Source organism: Nonomuraea bangladeshensis, from assembly GCF_039529455.1.
GTDB lineage: Bacteria > Actinomycetota > Actinomycetes > Streptosporangiales > Streptosporangiaceae > Nonomuraea > Nonomuraea bangladeshensis.
The window spans coordinates 613,852-632,557 of sequence record NZ_BAAAMV010000008.1; the positions used below are offsets into that span (position 1 = coordinate 613,852).

The 18,706-nt window shown below is 72.5% G+C and carries 18 protein-coding genes; 11 read left to right on the forward strand and 7 right to left on the reverse strand.

Annotated elements, in window-relative coordinates; genetic code table 11:
* Positions 1-180 precede the first annotated feature (180 nt).
* Positions 181-411: a DUF7455 domain-containing protein gene (locus tag ABD292_RS28940; RefSeq protein WP_329592346.1), complete on the forward strand. Its 231-nt coding sequence runs from the start codon at positions 181-183 to the stop codon at positions 409-411.
* A gap of 109 nt (positions 412-520) precedes the next feature.
* Here ABD292_RS28940 and ABD292_RS28945 read toward each other — a convergent pair whose 3' ends face one another.
* A complete protein-coding gene (locus tag ABD292_RS28945) occupies positions 521-1,219 on the reverse strand; it encodes a GNAT family N-acetyltransferase (protein WP_344212713.1) in 699 nt (232 codons plus the stop codon).
* 64 nt (positions 1,220-1,283) lie between these two features.
* On the opposite strand from ABD292_RS28945, the gene ABD292_RS28950 reads away from it, so the two are divergent.
* Entirely contained in the window at positions 1,284-2,021 is a 738-nt protein-coding gene (locus ABD292_RS28950) for a YaaA family protein (RefSeq protein WP_344212715.1), read from the forward strand.
* Between the two features lie 67 nt (positions 2,022-2,088).
* Positions 2,089-2,535: a hypothetical protein gene (locus tag ABD292_RS28955; protein WP_344212717.1), complete on the forward strand. Its 447-nt coding sequence runs from the start codon at positions 2,089-2,091 to the stop codon at positions 2,533-2,535.
* Positions 2,536-2,634: 99 nt separating this feature from the next.
* On the opposite strand, the gene ABD292_RS28960 is transcribed toward ABD292_RS28955, so the two are convergent.
* The 3 genes from ABD292_RS28960 to ABD292_RS28970 form a co-directional block, all read right to left on the reverse strand.
* Positions 2,635-4,293, reverse strand: coding sequence for an RNA polymerase sigma factor (locus ABD292_RS28960; protein ID WP_344212719.1), 1,659 nt, complete (start codon positions 4,291-4,293; stop codon positions 2,635-2,637).
* 242 nt (positions 4,294-4,535) lie between these two features.
* A complete protein-coding gene (locus ABD292_RS28965; protein ID WP_344212722.1) occupies positions 4,536-6,632 on the reverse strand; it encodes a SpoIIE family protein phosphatase in 2,097 nt (698 codons plus the stop codon).
* A gap of 217 nt (positions 6,633-6,849) precedes the next feature.
* Complete coding sequence (locus ABD292_RS28970) at positions 6,850-7,419, reverse strand: HhH-GPD-type base excision DNA repair protein (RefSeq protein ID WP_344212723.1); 570 nt, start codon at positions 7,417-7,419, stop codon at positions 6,850-6,852.
* A gap of 154 nt (positions 7,420-7,573) precedes the next feature.
* Between ABD292_RS28970 and ABD292_RS28975 the strand changes: the two genes are divergently transcribed.
* From ABD292_RS28975 to ABD292_RS28995, 5 genes are all read left to right on the forward strand, one after another.
* On the forward strand, positions 7,574-7,798 hold the full coding sequence (locus ABD292_RS28975) for a hypothetical protein (RefSeq protein WP_329592331.1): 225 nt from the start codon (positions 7,574-7,576) through the stop codon (positions 7,796-7,798).
* Between the two features lie 127 nt (positions 7,799-7,925).
* Complete coding sequence (locus ABD292_RS28980) at positions 7,926-9,476, forward strand: hypothetical protein (RefSeq protein ID WP_371251931.1); 1,551 nt, start codon at positions 7,926-7,928, stop codon at positions 9,474-9,476.
* Positions 9,477-9,542: 66 nt separating this feature from the next.
* On the forward strand, positions 9,543-10,298 hold the full coding sequence (locus ABD292_RS28985) for a LamB/YcsF family protein (RefSeq protein WP_344212725.1): 756 nt from the start codon (positions 9,543-9,545) through the stop codon (positions 10,296-10,298).
* Positions 10,295-10,915: a 5-oxoprolinase subunit B family protein gene (locus ABD292_RS28990; RefSeq protein WP_344212727.1), complete on the forward strand. Its 621-nt coding sequence runs from the start codon at positions 10,295-10,297 to the stop codon at positions 10,913-10,915. Before ABD292_RS28985 ends, ABD292_RS28990 begins: the two co-directional genes overlap by 4 nt.
* Complete coding sequence (locus tag ABD292_RS28995; RefSeq protein ID WP_344212729.1) at positions 10,912-11,772, forward strand: 5-oxoprolinase subunit C family protein; 861 nt, start codon at positions 10,912-10,914, stop codon at positions 11,770-11,772. Before ABD292_RS28990 ends, ABD292_RS28995 begins: the two co-directional genes overlap by 4 nt.
* Here ABD292_RS28995 and ABD292_RS29000 read toward each other — a convergent pair.
* The gene (locus tag ABD292_RS29000; protein WP_344212731.1) at positions 11,661-11,948 is read right to left on the reverse strand and encodes a PhzF family phenazine biosynthesis isomerase; all 288 of its coding nucleotides are present in this window, start codon (positions 11,946-11,948) and stop codon (positions 11,661-11,663) included. The genes ABD292_RS28995 and ABD292_RS29000 overlap by 112 nt on opposite strands.
* Before the next feature lie 65 nt (positions 11,949-12,013).
* On the opposite strand from ABD292_RS29000, the gene sthA reads away from it, so the two are divergent.
* The gene (gene sthA / locus ABD292_RS29005; protein ID WP_344212733.1) at positions 12,014-13,426 is read left to right on the forward strand and encodes a Si-specific NAD(P)(+) transhydrogenase; all 1,413 of its coding nucleotides are present in this window, start codon (positions 12,014-12,016) and stop codon (positions 13,424-13,426) included.
* A 9-nt stretch (positions 13,427-13,435) separates the two neighbouring features.
* Here sthA and ABD292_RS29010 read toward each other — a convergent pair whose 3' ends face one another.
* Together ABD292_RS29010 and ABD292_RS29015 are read right to left on the reverse strand one after the other, a co-directional pair.
* Positions 13,436-14,203 carry a DoxX family protein gene (locus ABD292_RS29010; protein ID WP_344212735.1) on the reverse strand — a complete coding sequence of 256 codons (768 nt, stop codon included), beginning with the start codon at positions 14,201-14,203 and terminating at the stop codon, positions 13,436-13,438.
* Between the two features lie 8 nt (positions 14,204-14,211).
* Positions 14,212-15,741 (reverse strand): MFS transporter, encoded by a 1,530-nt coding sequence (locus tag ABD292_RS29015; RefSeq protein WP_344212737.1) that lies wholly within the window; start codon positions 15,739-15,741, stop codon positions 14,212-14,214.
* A 258-nt stretch (positions 15,742-15,999) separates the two neighbouring features.
* On the opposite strand from ABD292_RS29015, the gene ABD292_RS29020 reads away from it, so the two are divergent.
* On the forward strand, positions 16,000-17,730 hold the full coding sequence (locus tag ABD292_RS29020) for a tetratricopeptide repeat protein (protein ID WP_344212739.1): 1,731 nt from the start codon (positions 16,000-16,002) through the stop codon (positions 17,728-17,730).
* A gap of 15 nt (positions 17,731-17,745) precedes the next feature.
* Positions 17,746-18,660 (forward strand): haloalkane dehalogenase, encoded by a 915-nt coding sequence (locus tag ABD292_RS29025; RefSeq protein ID WP_344212741.1) that lies wholly within the window; start codon positions 17,746-17,748, stop codon positions 18,658-18,660.
* Positions 18,661-18,706: the final 46 nt, after the last annotated feature.

Below are 18,706 nucleotides of genomic sequence, written 5' to 3' on the forward strand. Positions count from 1 at the left end.
ACAAGCTTGCCACGGCGGCATGTTTCTCGTTACCAACCGGCTGATCCTCATTACTTTCGGACACATTCCGCTCTCGGCGTACAGCGGGGGAGGTTGGGAAGGCCCACGTCCGGTTAGATGTTGTTCCAAGTGACTGACGCCAGATCCTCGCTTCGGCGGGGGTGACCCGAAAGGCGATACGTGACTGGAGCACTCGCCCCCGTTAAGCCGCTGACGGCCCTCGACCGCTGCGACCGTTGCGGCGCCCAGGCCTACATTCGCGCAACCCTGCCAGTAGGCGGGGAGCTGCTGTTCTGCGCCCACCACGGGCGTCAGCACATCGCGGCGCTGCGTGAGAAGGGCGCCGACATCCTGGACGAGTCGGCTCGACTCAGCAAGACCCCGACGAACGCCCCCGACGGCGAGCGCTGATCCACAGTGCCTGTCGTTTCGACATAACCGCATATATCCAACAGAACGGCCACCTCGGGTCTGCCCGGGGTGGCCGTTCTGCTTGCTGTGATCCTTGTCACATTCGGGTTCAGCGCACCCGGTAGTGGTAGCGCGCGGCCACCTCGAAGCCCTCGCTGCGGTACAACGCCTGGGCGGCCTCGTTGGGCGCGGTGGTGACCAGGTAGGCGGAGCCGGTCCCCGCGTGGTGCGCGAGCGCCCGCAGGATCGTGCGCGCCAGGCCGCGCCGGCGCGCCTCCGGGCGGGTCGCCATGCAGTAGACGCCGAGCGTGTCCCCCTGGGGGACGGCCCGGCCCACGGCCAGGGTCTCGCCGTTCTCCTCGTAGGCGGCATACCAGGCGGGGACGCCGGCGCAGACCCGGGCGGCGTGGGCGAGGCCGCTCTCGTACCGGCCGTCCACGGCCCACCAGGTGTCGAGCCAGTCGGCCCACGGCTGGTCCTCGATCCTGACGCGCTCCCCGCGCCACGGCGCGAGCGACCCGGCGGTCATCACGAGGGTGGGATCGACCAGCTCGTACCCCCGGCGCTCCAGCTCCTCGTCCAGGCCGGGCATGGCGCCGGGCCCCATCGAAAAGGCCGGGCGCAGGTCGCGGTCGCCGTAGAACGCCTCGGCGGCCGCAATCGCGGCGACCAGGTCGGCCGGACGGCCGAGCGGCAGCACCGAGTTGGCCCGCTTGGTCACGCCGCCCGCGTACCGCAGCACCCACCCGTCGTGCTCGTGTTGCTCGTACGCCGGCCACGCTTCATGGACAAGTCGGTCGAAATCCACCAGCGCAGCGTAGCCGACGGGTCACGACCAGGGCCGGACCAGGTCGCCCATAAGCTAGTGACCTGTGTTGACACTGCTGCCCCCGTCCGAGGGCAAGGCCCCGGAGGGAAGCGGCCCGCCCGTCGGCGAGCTGTCCTTCCCCGCCCTCGACCGGGCCCGCCGGCGGGTGCTGAACGCGCTCGTCCGCGCTTCCAAGCGCCGCGACGCCCTCGACGTGCTCGGGCTGACGCCCGGCCTGGCCGGCGAGCTGGACAAGAACACCGCGTTGAAGACCGCCCCCACGCTGCCCGCCGCCGAGCTCTACACCGGCGTCCTGTACGACAACCTGGGGCTCGGCACCCTGGAGGGCGAGGCGCGCCGGCGGGCCGAGGAGTCGGTGCTGATCTTCTCGGGGCTGTGGGGCGTGGTGCGGATCGACGACCGGATCCCGCCCTACCGGCTGTCGATGGGCGTGAGCCTGCCGCCGCTCGGCGGGCTGTCGGCCTTCTGGCGGCCCCTGCTCGCCAAGGCGCTCGACCCGGTGCCGGGGCTGGTGGTGGACATGCGCTCGGCGACGTACGCGGGCGCGTGGCAGCCGGGCGAGCGGTCGGTGGCGGTGCGCGTCTTCCGCGCCGGCAAGGTCGTCAGCCACATGGCCAAGGCCACCCGCGGCGAGATCGCCCGCGACCTGTTCCTGCACGACACCGTCCCGTCGTCGCCCGAGGAACTGGCCAAGATCCTCACCGAGCTCGGCCGCGCGGTCGAGCTCACTCCCCCACCCCGGCCAGGCCGCGCCTGGACGCTGGACGTCCATCTGTCCTGACGCCGACGCGAGGAAGGGCCTGGCCACGCCCGAGAACCAACGGACGCATTTGATCATCCGACCATGCATGAGGTCATTTCAGCGAGCGAGTGCATGGCTGGCCGCGTTCGTCATCGGGGTGCCCGCACTGGGCGTGGTCGCGGTGATCGTCGCGTTGCGTGGCCGGTCGTGGGCGCTGTTCGCGGTGGCTTACCTGGTGCTGTTCACGCTGGCCTACCTCGCGGGTCTGATCCTGCTCGCCCTGCTGCGCTTCCGGCCGGACTGGCTGCGCGCGCTGGTCGCGGCCGTGGCGGTGTACGCGCTCGCACCGGTCGCGCCGCTGGTCGGCGGGATGACCCATTACCCCTACCACGTGATCAGGTGCGGTGGCCTGCCCGTCGTCGGCAGTGACGGCGCGGCCCCGGGCTACCTGGTCCCCGGGGAGGAGGACTACGCGGTGACGCCGTTCCACAAGAGGTTCTTCTGCACGCAGAAGGAGGCCAGGGCCGCCGGCTACTACCACGACGACTTCTGACACGGATCCGGTCCCCGGCGATGTCGGGGGCCGGGAACAGCAGAAGGGGGCTCCGCCGGCCATCGGACCGGTGGAGCCCCCTTCTGGTGTGCCTGGTGCTCAGTCCAGGTAGTCGCGCAGCACCTGGGAGCGGGACGGGTGACGGAGCTTGGACATGGTCTTGGACTCGATCTGGCGGATGCGCTCACGGGTGACCCCGTAGACCTTGCCGATCTCGTCCAGCGTCTTGGGCTGCCCGTCGGTGAGCCCGAAGCGCATCGACACGACGCCCGCCTCCCGCTCCGACAACGTGTCGAGAACGGAGTGCAGCTGCTCCTGGAGCAGCGTGAAGCTGACGGCGTCGGCCGGAACGATGGCCTCGGAGTCCTCGATGAGGTCGCCGAACTCGCTGTCGCCCTCCTCGCCCAGCGGCGTGTGGAGGGAGATGGGCTCGCGCCCGTACTTCTGGACCTCGACGACCTTCTCGGGCGTCATGTCCAGCTCACGGGCGAGCTCTTCCGGCGTGGGCTCGCGGCCGAGGTCCTGCAGCATCTGCCGCTGGACGCGGGCCAGCTTGTTGATCACTTCGACCATGTGGACCGGGATGCGGATGGTCCGCGCCTGGTCGGCCATGGCTCGCGTGATCGCCTGCCGGATCCACCACGTGGCGTAGGTGGAGAACTTGTAGCCCTTGGTGTAGTCGAACTTCTCCACGGCCCGGATGAGGCCGAGGTTGCCCTCCTGGATCAGGTCGAGGAAGAGCATGCCGCGGCCGGTGTAGCGCTTGGCCAGCGAGACCACGAGCCGGAGGTTGGCCTCCAGCAGGTGGTTCTTGGCGCGGCGGCCGTCCTCGGCGATCCACTCCAGCTCGGCGCGGACGTCGACCGGCAGGCCGTCGGCCTCGCCGCTGCCCAGCTGCTCCTCGGCGAACAGGCCGGCCTCGATGCGCTTGGCGAGCTCGACCTCCTGCTCGGCGTTGAGCAGCGGGACCTTGCCGATCTGCTTGAGGTAGTCCTTCACCGGGTCGGCGGTGGCGCCCGCGGCCGCCACCTGGGCGACGGGGGCGTCATCGTCGTCGTCGGAGAGGATGAGGACCTCGTCCTCGGTCTTCTGCGTCGCGGCGATCTCGGCGGCCTTGGGCTCGTCGGTCTCCTCGTCGTCGGAGTCCTCGCTGTCGCCCTCGGCGTCGGAGTCCTCCTCGACGATGTCCTCGACGTCGAGGTCCTCGAGGTCCTCCAGCTCCACGTCGCCGTCGAGCTCGAGGTCCTCGACCTCGTCGGTCTCGCCGCGCGCGCCCTCGGGAGCCTTCGGCTTGGTGTCGGCAGGCCCAGCTGCGGTCTTCTGCTCGGCCTTCTTGGCGGCGGCGGGTGCCGCGGCCTTCTTGGCCGCCGGAGCGGCCTTCTTCGCGGGGGCCGCCTTCTTGGCGGCCGGCTCGGCTTCTGCGGCGCCGACGACCGCGGTCACGGTCTCGGGCTGCTGCTCTTTGGCGGCCGCCGCCGTCTTGGTCTTGACGGGGGCGGCGGTGCGGCGCTTTGCTGGACCACGAGACTTCTTCGGCGCAGCCGAATCCGCGGCGGTCACCACCACGGTCACGCCCTCTTTGCTGAGGTTCCGCAAGAACGCGGCGGCGTGCGACATGGGGATGTCCGCCTCCTCGAAGGCCTGACGGACATCCTCAGACTCGAGGAAACCCTGCGAGCGCCCACGCTCGAGCAGTCGCTGAATGACGGGCTCGTTCAGCTCTTGTGGCTTCGAGCGAGTCGAACTTGCAGGCGACACGAACACCTCTCGAACGAACGCGTGGCGACAATGGACCCAGATGCCCGCTGGGGGGCTGTTGCCTCTCTCGGAGATCGGTGAGGCCGTGCGGACCGCGACGGACCTGCACAGCATTGTGGCACGACCCCGCACTCCATACGGCCACCTCCCGGCGGTTGACCTCCACCCTAGGCCGACCAAGGCAGTAGTGCGTACGTAAGCGGGGCACTGATACCCGAAAGCAACCGTTATGACTGTTTCATTCAGTCACTCTTCGTGGCTGGCGGAACGTGAATTGCGAGCGCGGTAACGTCATCATCCTGTTCATATCCAGACAACATCCGGTCAACCAGGAAGTCCAGCAACATGTGAGGACTCTTCACGACCTCAGGCGGCGCTTCGGTCACAACACTGCAAAGGTCCGCGAGTCCGGCGTCCAGCCCGCGCTTGCGGTTCTCCACGAGACCGTCGGAGTAGAGCACGGCGGTGTGTCCGGGCGGCACCACGAACCGGAACTGCCGACGGCTGGTCGGCCAGCCCAGCGGCGTGCCCGGCTCGCCGTCGCACAGGATCGCGGTGCCCTGCGGCGAGACCAGCACGGGCGGCGGGTGGCCGGCCAGCGCCAGCGTGCCCTCGCCGGTGACGGGCTCGACGACCATGTAGGCCAGGGTGGTGACCTGCTCCTCTTCCTCGGTGGCCTCGAAGACGCGGTCGAGGCCGGTGAGGACGGCCGCGGGCGGCGGGTTGGTCAGCGCCAGGGCGCGCATGGCGTTGCGGATGCGGCCCATGCCGGCCGCGGCCTTGACGCCCTTGCCCATGACGTCGCCGACGACCGCCGCGACCCGCCCGTCCTGGAGGACGAACGCGTCGTACCAGTCGCCGCCGACCTGGACGTGACGGCTGCCCGAGCGGAAGCGCTGGGCCAGCTCCAGGCCCTTGACCACGGGCAGCCGGTCGGGCAGCAGGCTGCGCTGCAGCGTCTCGGCGGTGCGGTGCTCGCGCTCGAACAGGGTGGCCCGCTCGACCGCCAGCGCGCACTGGCCGGCCAGCGCCTCCAGGAAGACGCCGTCCTCCTGGGAGATCTTCTGCGGGCGGGTGAAGGAGAATCGGAGCGCTCCCAGCGCGCGGCCCGCGGCGAGCAGCGGCAGGCCCACCCAGGCCCGCTCGTCGCTGCTGGCGAGGTAGTTGCCCAGCACCTCCTCGTCGCCGCCCGCCTCCAGGAGCTGGGACCGCAGGCTGTCGGGCGACTCGGCGAAGACCGGGCGGCGGCTGTTGACCGCCATGGTCATGACGCTGGAGCTGGACAGCGGGATCTCCTCGCCGGAGGCGCCAGACGCCTCGGGGATGCCCTCGCCGTTGATGAGCTTGAGCGCGGCGCGGTCGGTGTCGAGCAGCGCCACGGCCGAGCGGTCGGCGGCCAGGGCGGTGCGGCCCACGTCGATGATGACCTGCACGACCTGCTCGACGGTCAGCGCCTCGGCGAGCATGGCGGTCGCGCCCTGCAGCCGGGCGGTGCGCAGGGCGGCGGCGCCGAGCTGGTCGGTCAGCCTGCCGCGCATCTCCTCGGCCTCGCGCTGCGGGGTGACGTCGGTGTTGGCGCCGACCCACTCCACGACCCTGCCGTGCCGGATGATCGGCACGGCGCGCACCTCGAAGTGCCGGTAGCCGCTGGCCCGGGTGCGCACGCGGTAGTTCCACTCGAACATGGTGCGCCCGCGCAGCGCCTCCCGCCAGGCCTCCTCGGTCTGCTGGCGCTCCTCGGGGTGCACGACCTCCAGCCAGCCGTTGGCGAGGTATTCCTCCAGGCCCTGGCCGGTGATGGCGCGCCACTGGGGCGCGTCCTCGACGACGGCGCCCGTGGGCGAGGTGATCCAGACGAGCTGGGACTGCGCCTCGACCAGCGAGCGGTAGCGCTCCTCGCTGCGGCGCAGCGCCTCCTCGGTCTGGCGGCTCTCGGTAACGTCCATGCCGACGAGCGCGACGGCGCGCAGCTCGCCCGAGTCGTCGTGGACCGGCGAGAACGACAGCGACCAGTGCCGGGTGTCGCCCTCGGCCGAGCGCACGCGGACGCGCCCCTCGGTGACCGGCGCGTCGGTCTCGATGACGGCCTGCACGGCGTGGGTGATGATCTGGCTGAGGTCTGCGGTCAGCACCTCGACCGGCTGCCGGCCGACCAGGCGCTCCTCGGGCACGTTGACGACGGCGCCGCAGAAGACGTCGTTGACGCGCTGGACGCGGCCGTCGCCGTCGAAGAACGCGAAGGCGAACTCGGCCTCGGACAGCATGCCCTGGAAGAGGGCGGAGTCTGAGATGTCCACATCCGACTCCCGGGGACGGGGAACGGAGGTCTCGGCGCTCATCGTCCGCACCTCCGTCGCGTGCCAGGGTCTCCCACGCGGCACATCTCCATAGTCGTGTCTGGGTGTAGCACAGCTCCGGGCGACCGGATCCTGCAGTACATCATCGGCGATGGGCATGTGCGGACGGAAGCCCCCGCCGCGGCCCGGTCGCCCCTAAGGTCAACGCATCCTGTCAAAATCGCTCCACGTCGCGCAGCAAGATCAGGTTACAGCGCAGCTACTCGGCCTTGGCCGCGCGCTTGGCCTCCTGCTTGGCGGCACGTACGCGGACCAGGCTTTCGGCGTCGACGACGTCGGCCACCGACCGGTGTGAACCCTCCTCGCCATAGGCTCCCGCCGCCTCACGCCAGCCTGAAGGTTGAACACCCAACTGCTTCCCCAGCAATGCCAAAAAAATCTGGGCCTTCTGCTTGCCGTATCCCGGAAGGGCCATGAGTCGTTTCAACAACTCCTTGCCGTCGGGTGCCCCGGCCCAGATGTTCTCGGGCCGCCCGTCGTAGTGCTCGACGAGGTGGGCCGCGAGCGCCTGGACCCTGGCCGCCATGGCCTTGGGGTAGCGGTGCACGGCCGGCTTCTCGGCGAGCAGCGCGGCGAACGCCTCAGGATCATACGAGGCGACGCGCTCGGCCGTGAGGTCGCCTCCCAGCCGCTCGGCGATGGTGTGCGGCCCCGTGAACGCCCATTCCATGGGGATCTGCTGGTCGAGGAGCATGCCGACGAGCAGGGCGAGGGGATTGCGGCCGAGGAGCTCGTCCGCCTCGCTCTTCTGGGCGAGCTGGATGCGCATGGAGACAGCTTGGCATGGATGGGCGCCGGGTGAAGTGAACACAGGCGTCGCGGAGGCTTGACACCCGTCCGAGAAAGGATGAAATGAGAGCGCAAGTCGCCCAGCACACGTTCCTGAGGGTTTGCCCCCGGGCTTCCAGAGGAATCTGACACCTATGCTCGCTCTGGCCACACGGTTCCTGCGCGAACCGGTCAGTCTCCGGCTGGCCGAAGAGTTCCTGACCGTACCCGTGGACATCATCGACCGCTGCGTGGCCGATGTCTGCGCGTGCGCCCGGCATCTGGGCGTCTCGGCGACGCCCGAGATCGTGGAGCGCATCGCGCGCGAGCACCTGCTCGCGATCGTCAACTCGGCGCCGCCGCCGCGCGACCCGCGCTGAGACTCCGGCAACACCGAGACTCCGACAACACCGAGACTCCGACAAACGCTGAGATCCCCGATAACATCGGGGTTACCAGGCCGAGTTCTCCGCACCGTTTGCGCCTGGAATACGAGAGAGTGAGGGTGTGCGCCGACACCGACGAGATCCCCGGGAGAGCACCCCGCCCGACGACGTGTTCAAGGAGATGGTGACGGCGGCCCGCGAGCTGCTGGCCGTGCGCACGCCGCTCGACGCGGAGCTGATGGTCTCCGACATGATCGGGGCCTGGTGGGGCCGACGGGTCCGGGGCGGCGACGTGGAGCAGGTGCTCGGCGAGGGGCTGGTCGACTACGCCGCCAAGGCCGGCAACCCCGCCTCGCTCACGTTGCTGATCTGCCTCGCCTACCTCGGCACCGCCCGCCAGGGCGCCAAGGCCGAGGGCGCGGCGCTGGCGATGATGGAGTCGGGCGTGGCGCGGCCCGGCTGGGCCGACAAGGTGGGCGCGGTCAAGCCGGCCGGCTGCTACGTCTCCCGCGACGCCTACGGCGACCAGGACACCGTCATCTGCACCTTCGCCTACCGGTGGAACGAGGCATCCGACCCGACCGACCGGCACGCGCTGGTCGTGGTCGTCGACTACAACATGAGCGGCATGGCCCGCGACGCCTGGGTGTCCTCCCAGGTCGACAAGCTGCTGGAGCAGGCGAGGGCCGAGGCGGCGGGCAACCCGATGCTGCTGTTCGAGGAGATCCAGCCCGAGCAGGCCAGGGCGCTGCTCGACTCGGCCATGAAGGCCACCAGGGAGCCCAAGACGCCCCCGCCGGTGAGCGACAGCTACAGCGCCTACCACGCCTTCGCCCGCGCCCGGCTGAAGGCGCTGCCCCCGGGCCGCAAGCGCCCGGCGCCGCTGCACATCGAGGCCCCCTACAGCAGGGAACGGCGGGCCATGCTGGCGGCCGAGTTCCTGGCCTCCGACGCGGCCGAGCACCTGTCCGACCCCTCCGCGGCCTCGCGCTGCGCCGACCACATCATCGACTACGGCTGCGAGCAGGACTTCAACCGGCCGCTGCGGGTCAGCCCGACCAAGTGCGAGACGTTCCTGCTCGACTGGCTGCCGCGCAAGGTCATGCTGAGCGCGGCCGAGCAGGACGCCATGCCGCACGTGCTGTCGGCGTGGGTGCGCTTCGCCGCGCGCCGCACGGGCCTGCCCGAGCAGGGGCTGCGGGCCACGCTCGACGCCGTGTGGGAGGCGACGGGCAAGTTCCCCGAGGCCTACCGCGACCCGACGACGTTCGGGCTCGACCGGCCGCTGCTGGAGCGGCTGCTGCCCGACGGCGACCTGTCGGCGCTGGCCAGGCGGGCCTTCGCGTTCCCCTATCTGCAGGGCGTGCACAACGGGATCGACCTCGACAAGCTCAACCCCTCCGACGAGGCCGACCGGCGCACGCTGCTGGAGATCGACCACGGCGGCGCGATCGACCAGGAGCACCTGGCCTGGCACGAGGAGATCGCGACCCGGCTGTGGGAGGGCGACCCGCCGCAGCTCTGGGAGGCCGCCCAGCGCCTGCTCGACCTCGGCCACGACCGGCACGACGTGCTGCACGTGCTCATCGAGATCGCCGAGCGGATCGGCGGCGACCCCGACGAGCTCGCCGCGGCCCTCGACGACATCGCCGACATTCCGGACGAGATCTGACGGGCGGGGCCGGTCCGCGCCGGTGTTCGGCCTGCCGGAACGGCGGCGACTCAGCATGATGGTGCCATGGTGATTGACCTCAACGCCGATCTCGGCGAGAGCTTCGGGATCTGGCGGCTCGGCGACGACCTCGCGCTCCTCGACATCGTCACGAGCGCCAACGTGGCCTGCGGCTTCCACGCGGGCGACCCGGTGACGATCAGGCGCACCTGCGCGGCGGCCGTCGACCGGGGCGTGGCGATCGGCGCCCAGGTGTCCTACCGCGACCTCGCGGGCTTCGGCCGGCGGGCCATGGACGTCGAGCCCGAGGAGCTGTGCGCGGAGGTCCTCTACCAGCTCGCGGCGGTCGACGGCATCGCGCGGGCGATGGGCGGGCGGGTGTCGTACGTCAAGCCGCACGGCGCGCTCTACAACCGCGTCGTGCGCGACCGGGAGCAGGCGGCGGCCGTGATCGAGGCGGTGGCCGACTACGACGTCACGCTGCCGGTGCTCACGCTGCCCGGCTCGGTCGTGCACGAGGTGGCCGCCGCGGCGGGCGTGCCGACGGTGAGCGAGGCGTTCGCCGACCGGGCGTACACGCCGGAGGGGACGCTGGTGCCGCGCAGGGAGGAGGGCGCGGTGATCCACGACCCCGCGGAGGTGTCCGCGCGGGCACTGGAGATGGCGGTCAAGGGCGCGGTGAAGGCCGTCGACGGCAGCTCCGTGCCGATCGGGGCGCGCTCGATCTGCGTCCACGGCGACACGCCCGGGGCCGTCCGGCTGGCGCAGGAGGTGCGGGACGTGCTGCTGGCGGCCGGTGTGGTCCTGCAGGCGTTCACGTGATCCGCCTTGCGGGCGAGCACGGGCTGCTGGTCGAGACGGGCTCGCTGGAGCTGTCGCACCGCGTGGACGCCGCCCTGCGGGGCGAACGGCCCGACCGGGTCGTGGAGATCGTCCCCGGGCCCGGCACCGTGCTGGTGGTGGCTCCCGGCGGCGACCGCGAACGGCTGCGCGAACGGCTGGCGGACGTGCTGGCCAGGGAACGCGACAGGACGCCCGACGCCGGACCGGCCGCCGAGGCGCCGGTGGTGACCGTCCCGGTGGTCTACGACGGGGCCGACCTGGAGCAGGTGGCGGAGCTGGCGGGCGTCGGCGTGGACGAGGTGGTCGCCCGGCACGCGGGGCGCGAGCTGGTGGTGGGGTGGCTGGGGTTCGCGCCGGGGTTCGCGTACCTCACGGGGCTGGACCCGGTGCTGCACGTGCCCCGGCTGGGCACGCCGCGCACCTCGGTGCCCGCCGGGTCCGTGGCGGTCGCCGGGCCCTACTCGGCGGTCTACCCGAGCGCGTCGCCGGGCGGGTGGCGGCTGCTCGGGCACACCACGCTGCGGGTGTGGGACGTGGCGGCCGATCCGCCGACGCCGTTCCGTCCCGGCACGCGGGTGAGGTTCGAGGCCGCGTGATCGAGGTCATCTCGCCCGGTCCGTACGCGAGCGTCCAGGATCTCGGCCGGCCCGGCTTCGCCCACCTCGGTGTGCCGGGGTCCGGGGCGGCCGACGTGGCGAGTCTGAAGCTGGCGAACCGGCTGGTGGGCAACCCCGAGGGGCTGGCGGGCATCGAGCTGACCTTCGGCTCGGCGCGGCTGCGCTTCCTCGCGGGCGCCTGGGCGGCGCTGGCGGGCGCGCCGGTGCCGGCGGGGCCGGTGCGCGGGGCGGGCATGGGGGCGCCGTTCTGGGTGCCGGCAGGGGCGGAGCTGCGGCTGGGAGTGCCCGCGCGGGGGCTGCGGACGTACCTGGCGGTTCGGGGCGGGATCGCGGTGCCGCCGGTGCTGGGCAGCCGGTCCACCGACTCACTGTCGGGGCTCGGCCCCGAACCGCTGCGGGCGGGCACGCGGCTGCCCGTGGGGCCCGCCGTGGGCGGGCTCGTGGCGGACTACGCGCCGCTGCCGGAGCTCGGGCCGGCCGTGCTGCGGGTGCTGCCGGGGCCACGCGACGACTGGTTCGTGCCGGAGGCGCTCGCGGAGCTGTGCGCGGCTCCCTACGTCGTGACGCAGGACAGCAACCGGGTCGGCGTGCGGCTGCGCGGCCCGGAGCTGGTGCGGGCGCGGGCGGGCGAGCTGCCGAGCGAGGGCATGGTGACGGGCGCGGTCCAGGTGCCGCCGAGCGGGCAGCCGATCGTCTTCCTCGCCGACCATCCGCCGACCGGCGGCTATCCGGTGATCGCCGTGCTGCGCGCGGCCGACCTGGCGGTGGCCGCGCAGCTCCGCCCGGGCGACGAGGTGCGCTTCACCCTCGGGCCCCCGGCCTTCAGCCAGGCGTGACAGGTGCCGAGCGTGGGGTGCCCGGCGAAGGGCAGCTCCTGGGCCGGGGTGAGGATCCGTACCCGGTAGTCGGCCTCGGGGCCGGTGGGCGGCAGGACGAAGGCGGTCTCGGACAGGTTGGTCCATGCGGCGAAGCGCCGCATCTCCTCGGTGCCGAGCCCGTCGGCCTCCAGCACGACCGCGAGCGAGTCTGGCAGACGGGGCTTTCCGCGCGGTGCAGCCGGACCGCACACTGTACGTTGTGGCGGACTTTGACGTAGTTGTCCTGGGCTCCGGGCCGGGCGGACAGAAGGCCGCGATCGCCGCGGCGAAGCTCGGCCGGCGCGTCGCCGTGATCGAGAAACGGCACATGATCGGCGGCGTGTGCATCAACACGGGCACGATCCCCTCCAAGACGCTGCGCGAGGCGGTGCTCTACCTCACCGGGCTCAACCAGCGCGAGCTGTACGGCGCCAGCTACCGCGTCAAGGACGAGATCACGGTCACCGACCTCGGCATGCGCACCCAGCACGTGATCGGCCGCGAGATCCAGGTGATCCGCAGCCAGCTCGCCCGCAACCACGTGACGGTGCTGCACGGCACCGGCCGCTTCCTCGACCCGCACACGATCGGTGTGAGCGGCGACGACGACGGCGCCGAGATGAAGATCACCGCCGACCGGATCGTGATCGCCACCGGCACCTCGCCGGCCCGGCCGGACAGCGTGGAGTTCGACGACCGTACGGTGATCGACTCCGACGCGATCCTGCGGCTGGAGCGGGTGCCGGAGACGCTGGTGGTCGTCGGGGCAGGCGTGATCGGCATCGAGTACGCCTCCATGTTCGCCGCGCTCGGCACGAAGGTGACGGTGGTGGAGCGGCGCGAGCGCATGCTGGAGTTCTGCGATCTGGAGATCGTCGAGGCGCTGAAGTACCACCTGCGCGACCTGGCGGTCACCTTCAGGTTCGGCGAGAACGTGGCGGCCGTCGAGCGGCGCGGCAGCGGCGCGCTGACCGTGCTGGAGAGCGGGAAGAGGATCCCCGCCGACTGCGTGATGTACTCGGCCGGCCGCCAGGGCAAGACCGCCGAGCTGTGCCTGGAGGCCGCGGGCCTGGCGGCCGACCGGCGCGGCCGGATCCAGGTGGACGACAACTACGCCACCGCCGTCCCGCACATCTACGCCGTGGGCGACGTGATCGGCTTCCCCGCGCTCGCGGCGACCTCGATGGAGCAGGGCCGGGTGGCCGCCCAGCACGCCTGCGGCGAGCCGGTCGAGGAGCTGGCCGAGCTGACGCCCATCGGCATCTACACGATCCCGGAGATCAGCTTCGTCGGGAAGTCGGAGGACGAGCTGACGCGGGAGAAGGTGCCGTTCGAGGTGGGGATCTCGCGCTACCGGGAGCTGGCCAGGGGGCAGATCATCGGCGACTCGTACGGCATGCTCAAGCTGCTGGTGTCCTCGGAGGACCGGCGGCTGCTCGGCGTGCACGTGTTCGGCACGGGCGCGACGGAGCTGGTGCACATCGGGCAGACCGTCATGGGGTGCGGCGGCACCGTGGACTACCTGGTGAACGCCGTTTTCAACTATCCGACGTTGGCGGAGTCGTACAAGGTGGCGGCCTTGGACGCGATGAACAAGATGCGGGTGGTGGCCCGGCTCACCGCGGAGATGTGACCCCGGGCCTCACTCGTCGGACGTGCGCCTGCTCCGGGCGGCGGGCTTCTTGCGCCCGGCGACCAGCGTGTCGCCAGGGGCGGGGGCCCGCTCCTCGGTGCGCTTGGGAGCGGCGGCGCGCGGGCGCGGGTGGGGCGCGGTGTCCTCGGTGGCGGAGCGCTCGGCGGGCGGGTCCGCGGGCGGCGCCTCCTGCTGTGCTTCGGCGGGGGCGGGGGGCTCCCCGGCCTCCCCGGCCGCGCCTGCCTCCCCGGCCGCGCCTGCCTCGCCGGCGGGTCGCGCCGGGGCGTCCGGGTCGCGAAAGGACGCGATGACCCGCTCGGCGTCGTGGTCGGCGGCGAACTCGTCGGCCGCCGCCGCCTCCCGCCGCCGGATCACCACCATGTGGTCGACCGACACCCGCCCGGCCCCCACCACGGCCAGCAGCAGCGACGCCGCGCCGAGCAGGACGATCTCGTTCACGGTGATCGGGTTGAGCGGCGGCGCGACGAGGAAGACCGCCAGCGCCTCGGCGAAGAGGAACAGTCCCGTGACGGAGACCGCCAGCCCGGCGATCAGCAGCGCCCCGCCGATGAGCTCGGCGAGCATCGTGACCGTGGCCCATGCCTGCGGCGCGGGCGCGCCCTGCTCCAGGAACTTGGAGCCGGTGAGCTTCAGGCCGTCCTCCAGCTTGGCCCATCCGTTGGCGAAGAAGATCCCGCCCACGCAAAGGCGGGCGACTAAGGCCGCGACATCACGGGAGACCTGTTTCACGCTAGTTGACTGCCCGGTACGGGACATGGCACACCTCAAGGACGGCGGAGCAGCACGGCCACCGCGACGGCCGTCAGGCTCAGCAGGACGACGCTCACGACGACGGTCGTGTGCAGGGCGTTGACGAAGGCCCACCGGGCGGTGTCGAGCAGCGCCTGGCCCGCGCTGCCGCCCACCTGGTGCGCGACGTGCGCGGCCGAGGCTAGGGACTGGCGGGCCTCGTCCATGCGGGTCGCGGAAACCCCGGGCACGGCGGCCAGCGCGGGGGCGTAGGCGATGGCGGTGACGGTGCCGAGCACGGCGACGCCGAGGCCGGCGCCCAGCTCGTACGCGGTCTCCTCGATGGCCGCCGCCCCTCCCGCCCTGGACTCCGGTACCGCGGACATGATGGTGTCGGAGGCGGCCAGCAGCGCCACCTGCACCCCGAACCCGATGCCGACGAAACAGACGGCCAGCATCACGGGGTGCCCTTCGACGCCCCAGCTCAGCGTGGGGGTGAGGGCCAGCGCGACCAGCCCGAGCCCGCCGCTCATCGTGGCCCGCAGGCCGAGGCGCGGCAGGATGTGGGCCGCCGCGAGCCCGCCGCAGATCGCCGACAGCACCAGCGGCAGCATGCGCACCGCCGCGCGCACCGGGCTGTCGCCGAGCACGAGCTGCAGGTACTGGGCGAGCATGAGCTGGAGCCCGACCAGCGCGAAGACGCCGAGCAGCACCCCGGTGACGCCGGTGGTGAACTCCCGCCGCCGGAACAGCCCGAGCTCCAGCAGCGGCACGGCCAGCCGCCGCTGCCGCCTCACGAAGGCGACGAGCAGCCCGGCGCCCGCCAGGAACACCAGCAGCGACGCCCACATCGGCATGAGGGTGCCCGAACCGGCCTCCTTGAGCCCGAAGGCCAGCGCGAGGAGGCCGACGACCGACAGCGCCGCGCCGGCGGCGTCCCAGGGGCGGTCCCTGCGTACGGGCGAGTCGGGCAGCAGGCGGACGGCGGCGGGCAGCAGCACGAGCAGGATCGGCACGTTGATCAGGAAGACCGCGCCCCACCAGAAGCCGACCAGCACCCCGCCGACGAGCGGCCCGACGGCGGCGCCTGCCGCGGCCACCGCGCTCCAGATGCCGAGCGCGATCGCCCGCTCGCGCCGGTCGGTGAAGACCTGGCGGATGAGCGAGAGCGTGGCGGGCATGATCATCGCGCCGCCGACGCCGAGCAGCGCCCTGGCGAGGATCAGCGTCAGCGGCGTCGGGGCGAACGCGGCCCCGGCCGAGGCCAGACCGAACAGCACGAAACCGCACAGGACCAGGCGTTTGCGTCCGTATTTGTCGCCGAGCGTGCCGAACATGATGAGCAGCGGCGCGACGACGAGCGAGTAGACGTCGATGATCCACAGGAGCTGCACCGCGCTCGGTTCGAGCGCGGCGGTGAGCGCGGGCACCGCGATGTGCAGAACCGTCGCGTCCACCGTGATGAGCAGCAGCGCCAGGCAGAGCAGCGCCAGGACGGACCAGCGGCGCTCGCCCGGCCGGCTCGCGGACGTCTTGACGAGCGGTGCGGCCTGTGTGACGGTCATGGGCCTCCTTGCAGGCCGATCCGCTGACAGGGCCCGCACGCGCAGGTGGTCGGCCGCTCGCGCGCCACGGTCTCGCGCCCGCCCCTTCAGGACGGCGGCGCCCCGGCTCTTGCGCTCCGGCTTGCGTGGCAGCTTAGGCCATGGCACGCGCTTGTCATAGCGGTATCGCCTGATCCACGGTCTGGCGCACCTCTCTAGAGAGATACAGCCATATGTCGGTATCTATCCAACGTCGGCCCCCCAACCGATCATGGAGGGGTGGGGACCGATCCAAGTGGTAAGAACGATGACATTCAGGATAGGTCCTCACGCGAATGGTGCGACGAGGCGCTGACCAGGCTCAACACCGGCCGCCCCGAATCCGCGCTGGAGGCCGCCCGCCGCGCCGCCGATCTCGATCCCGGGGCCGAGTGGGCGTACCGGCTCATCAGCCTCGCCCACGAGCGGCTGGGCCGCGACGCCGACGCGCTGCCCGCCGCCGAGCGGGCCGTGACGCTGGCGCCCGGCTCCTGGCTCGCCCGCCTGCGCCTGGCCGCCGTCCTGCGCCGCCGCCCCGGCCGCTGGCCGGACGCGGTCGGGCACGCCGAGCAGGCCAGGAGGTTCGCGCCCGAGGAGGCCGACCCCGAGGTCCTGCTGGGCGACCTCGCGCTGCTGCGCGGCGACCACGCCGGCGCGACGCGACGCTACCGCGCGGCGCTCGCCGTCGCCCCCGCCCATCCGCAGGCCAGGGTGAACCTGGCGCTGGCGCTGCTGCGCTGGGAACGGCCCCGCCCGCACCACGATCCGGCCTGGCCTGTGGACCCGCGCGACACCGGCAGGGCCAGGCGGGCGCTGGAGGTCTGGTCGCGGCAGGCCAGGCTGCTGGTCGCCGTGGCCACCGTCGCCATCGCGGCGGCGGCGCTCGCCTTCGACTGGGGGACGCGGGCGCGACTCGCCGGGTTCGCGGTGCTCGCGCTGCTGGTGCCGCTCACGGTGCGGCAGGCGCGGCGGGTCCGGGTCTGGTCGTACGTGCCCGCCATGTTCGGACGGGACCCGTGGCTCGGCGCGGGCGTGGTGGCCGCCGTGGTGTCGGTGCCGGCCTTCGCCGCCTGGCTGGTGCTCGGGACGGCGCCCGCCGTGCCCCGCGCGCTCGACCCGGTCTGGGCCGGGCTCGCGGGCGTCGTCGTGCTCGGCTGGCCGGCGCTCGCCGCCGTGCGGGCGATGGCGGAGTCCTGGCGCGGCCGGCCGCTGCGGGCGCTGGAGCAGGCGCTGCTCGCCGGTCCCGACCGTACGGCGCGGCGCGACGTCGGGGTCACGCTCTGGATCGTCCTGGTCAGGACGTGGTCGGTGCTGGTGCCGGTGGTGGGCGGGGCGCTCGTGGTGGAGCCGCGGGCGGCCGTGGCGGCGCTGGCGGTGCCGTACCCGGTGGTGCGCGGCTGCCTGCGCGCCCGCCGCGCGGACGACCGGTGGCTCCTGGCCGCGACGCTGCTGGTCGTGCTGGCCGCCGCCGCCTGCGCGACCGGCGGGCTGCTGGGCTCGGCGTGGGCCTGGCGGATCGGGCTGGGGGCGCTCGCGGCGGCGGTGGCGGTGTTCGCGGCGCGGGCCGCGCGGGCCTGGTGGCGGGGAGGTCCAGGGCCGTGGCGGGCCGCGCTGGTCATGTGCGACCTGCCGATGGGATCAGGGCCGTCGGCCGCGCTGACCGCCGAGGCGCGCCGGACCATCTCCTACGCCCGCGACGTCGTCCTGTCCTACGGCGACGGCCGCGGCCCCCGGGTCGCCGGCGCGGCCGCCTCCGTCACCTCCACCGGCGAGCTGCGCCTGATCGCCGGGACCGAGGCGTGGGAGGCGATCGAGGCCGATCCGCGCGTGGCGGTGTTCGCCGCCGACCCGCTCCAGCGGCGGTTCTGGGTGGAGGTGCGCGGCGTCGCGCTCGCCGACGCCGACGTGCTGCGGGTGACGCCCAAGCAGGTGTCGGTGGGCGAGTTCCCTGGGCGGCACCAGCGCCGGTGACTAGAGTTTTGTTCTATGCGGATCCTGCGTACTCCCGACGAGCGCTTCGCCGGACTGCCCGACTTCCCCTACGAGCCCCGTTACGCCGAGGTGGGCGACGGCCTGCGGATGGCGTACGTGGAGGCCGGACCGGCCGGCGGCGAGCCGGTCGTGCTGCTGCACGGCGAGCCGAGCTGGTCCTTCCTCTACCGCCACGTCATGACCGAGCTGGCCGCGGCCGGGCTGCGCGCGATCGCGCCCGACCTGATCGGCTTCGGCCGCTCCGACAAGCCCGCCGACCTCGCCGACCACACCTACGCCAGGCACGTCGAGTGGACCAGGGCCCTGCTGCTCGACGCGCTCGGCCTGCGCGGCATGACCGTGGTCGGCCAGGACTGGGGCGGCCTCATCGGGCTGCGGATCGCCGCCGAGCACCCGGAGCGGGTGGCCCGGATCGTGGCCGCCAACACGGGGTTGCCGACGGGTGACATTCCCATGCCCGAGGTCTGGCACCGGTTCCGCGCGTCCGTGCTCAACGCCCCGGCGCTCGACATCGCCCGGTTCGTCCAGGCCGGGTGCAGGACGCCGCTGCCGCCCGAGGTGCGGGCCGCCTACGACGCGCCGTTCCCCGACGAGACGTACAAGGCGGGCCCGCGGGCCATGCCCGGCCTCGTGCCCACCTCCCCCGAAGACCCCGCCGCGCCCGCCAACCGCGCAGCCTGGCGGGTTCTCACCACGCTGGAGCGGCCGTTCCTGGTGGCCTTCTCCGACGGGGACCCGATCACCGGAGGCATGCGGCCGATCCTGCTCAAGTCGATGGCAGGGGCCTCCGGCCTGGAGCATCCCGTGATCAAGGGCGCCGGGCACTTCCTCCAGGAGGACGCCGGCGCCGAGCTCGGCCGTCAGATCGCCGCTTTCGTGACCTCGGCACAGCGTGTCAGAAACGCCTAATCGTCCGTCCAGTGCGGTATAACCGGGGGCGGACCGGGGAGGCGTG

Excerpts from the sequence above, each read along its gene's own strand:
- ABD292_RS29010 (WP_344212735.1), bottom strand. The coding sequence starts at position 14,203 with ATGTCCCGTACCGGGCAGTCAACTAGCGTGAAACAGGTCTCCCGTGAT.
- ABD292_RS28965 (WP_344212722.1), bottom strand. The coding sequence starts at position 6,632 with ATGAGCGCCGAGACCTCCGTTCCCCGTCCCCGGGAGTCGGATGTGGAC.
- ABD292_RS29025 (WP_344212741.1), top strand. The coding sequence starts at position 17,746 with ATGCGGATCCTGCGTACTCCCGACGAGCGCTTCGCCGGACTGCCCGAC.
- ABD292_RS28985 (WP_344212725.1), top strand. The coding sequence starts at position 9,543 with ATGGTGATTGACCTCAACGCCGATCTCGGCGAGAGCTTCGGGATCTGG.
- ABD292_RS28955 (WP_344212717.1), top strand. The coding sequence starts at position 2,089 with ATGAGGTCATTTCAGCGAGCGAGTGCATGGCTGGCCGCGTTCGTCATC.
- ABD292_RS28975 (WP_329592331.1), top strand. The coding sequence starts at position 7,574 with ATGCTCGCTCTGGCCACACGGTTCCTGCGCGAACCGGTCAGTCTCCGG.
- ABD292_RS29015 (WP_344212737.1), bottom strand. The coding sequence starts at position 15,741 with ATGACCGTCACACAGGCCGCACCGCTCGTCAAGACGTCCGCGAGCCGG.
- ABD292_RS28970 (WP_344212723.1), bottom strand. The coding sequence starts at position 7,419 with ATGCGCATCCAGCTCGCCCAGAAGAGCGAGGCGGACGAGCTCCTCGGC.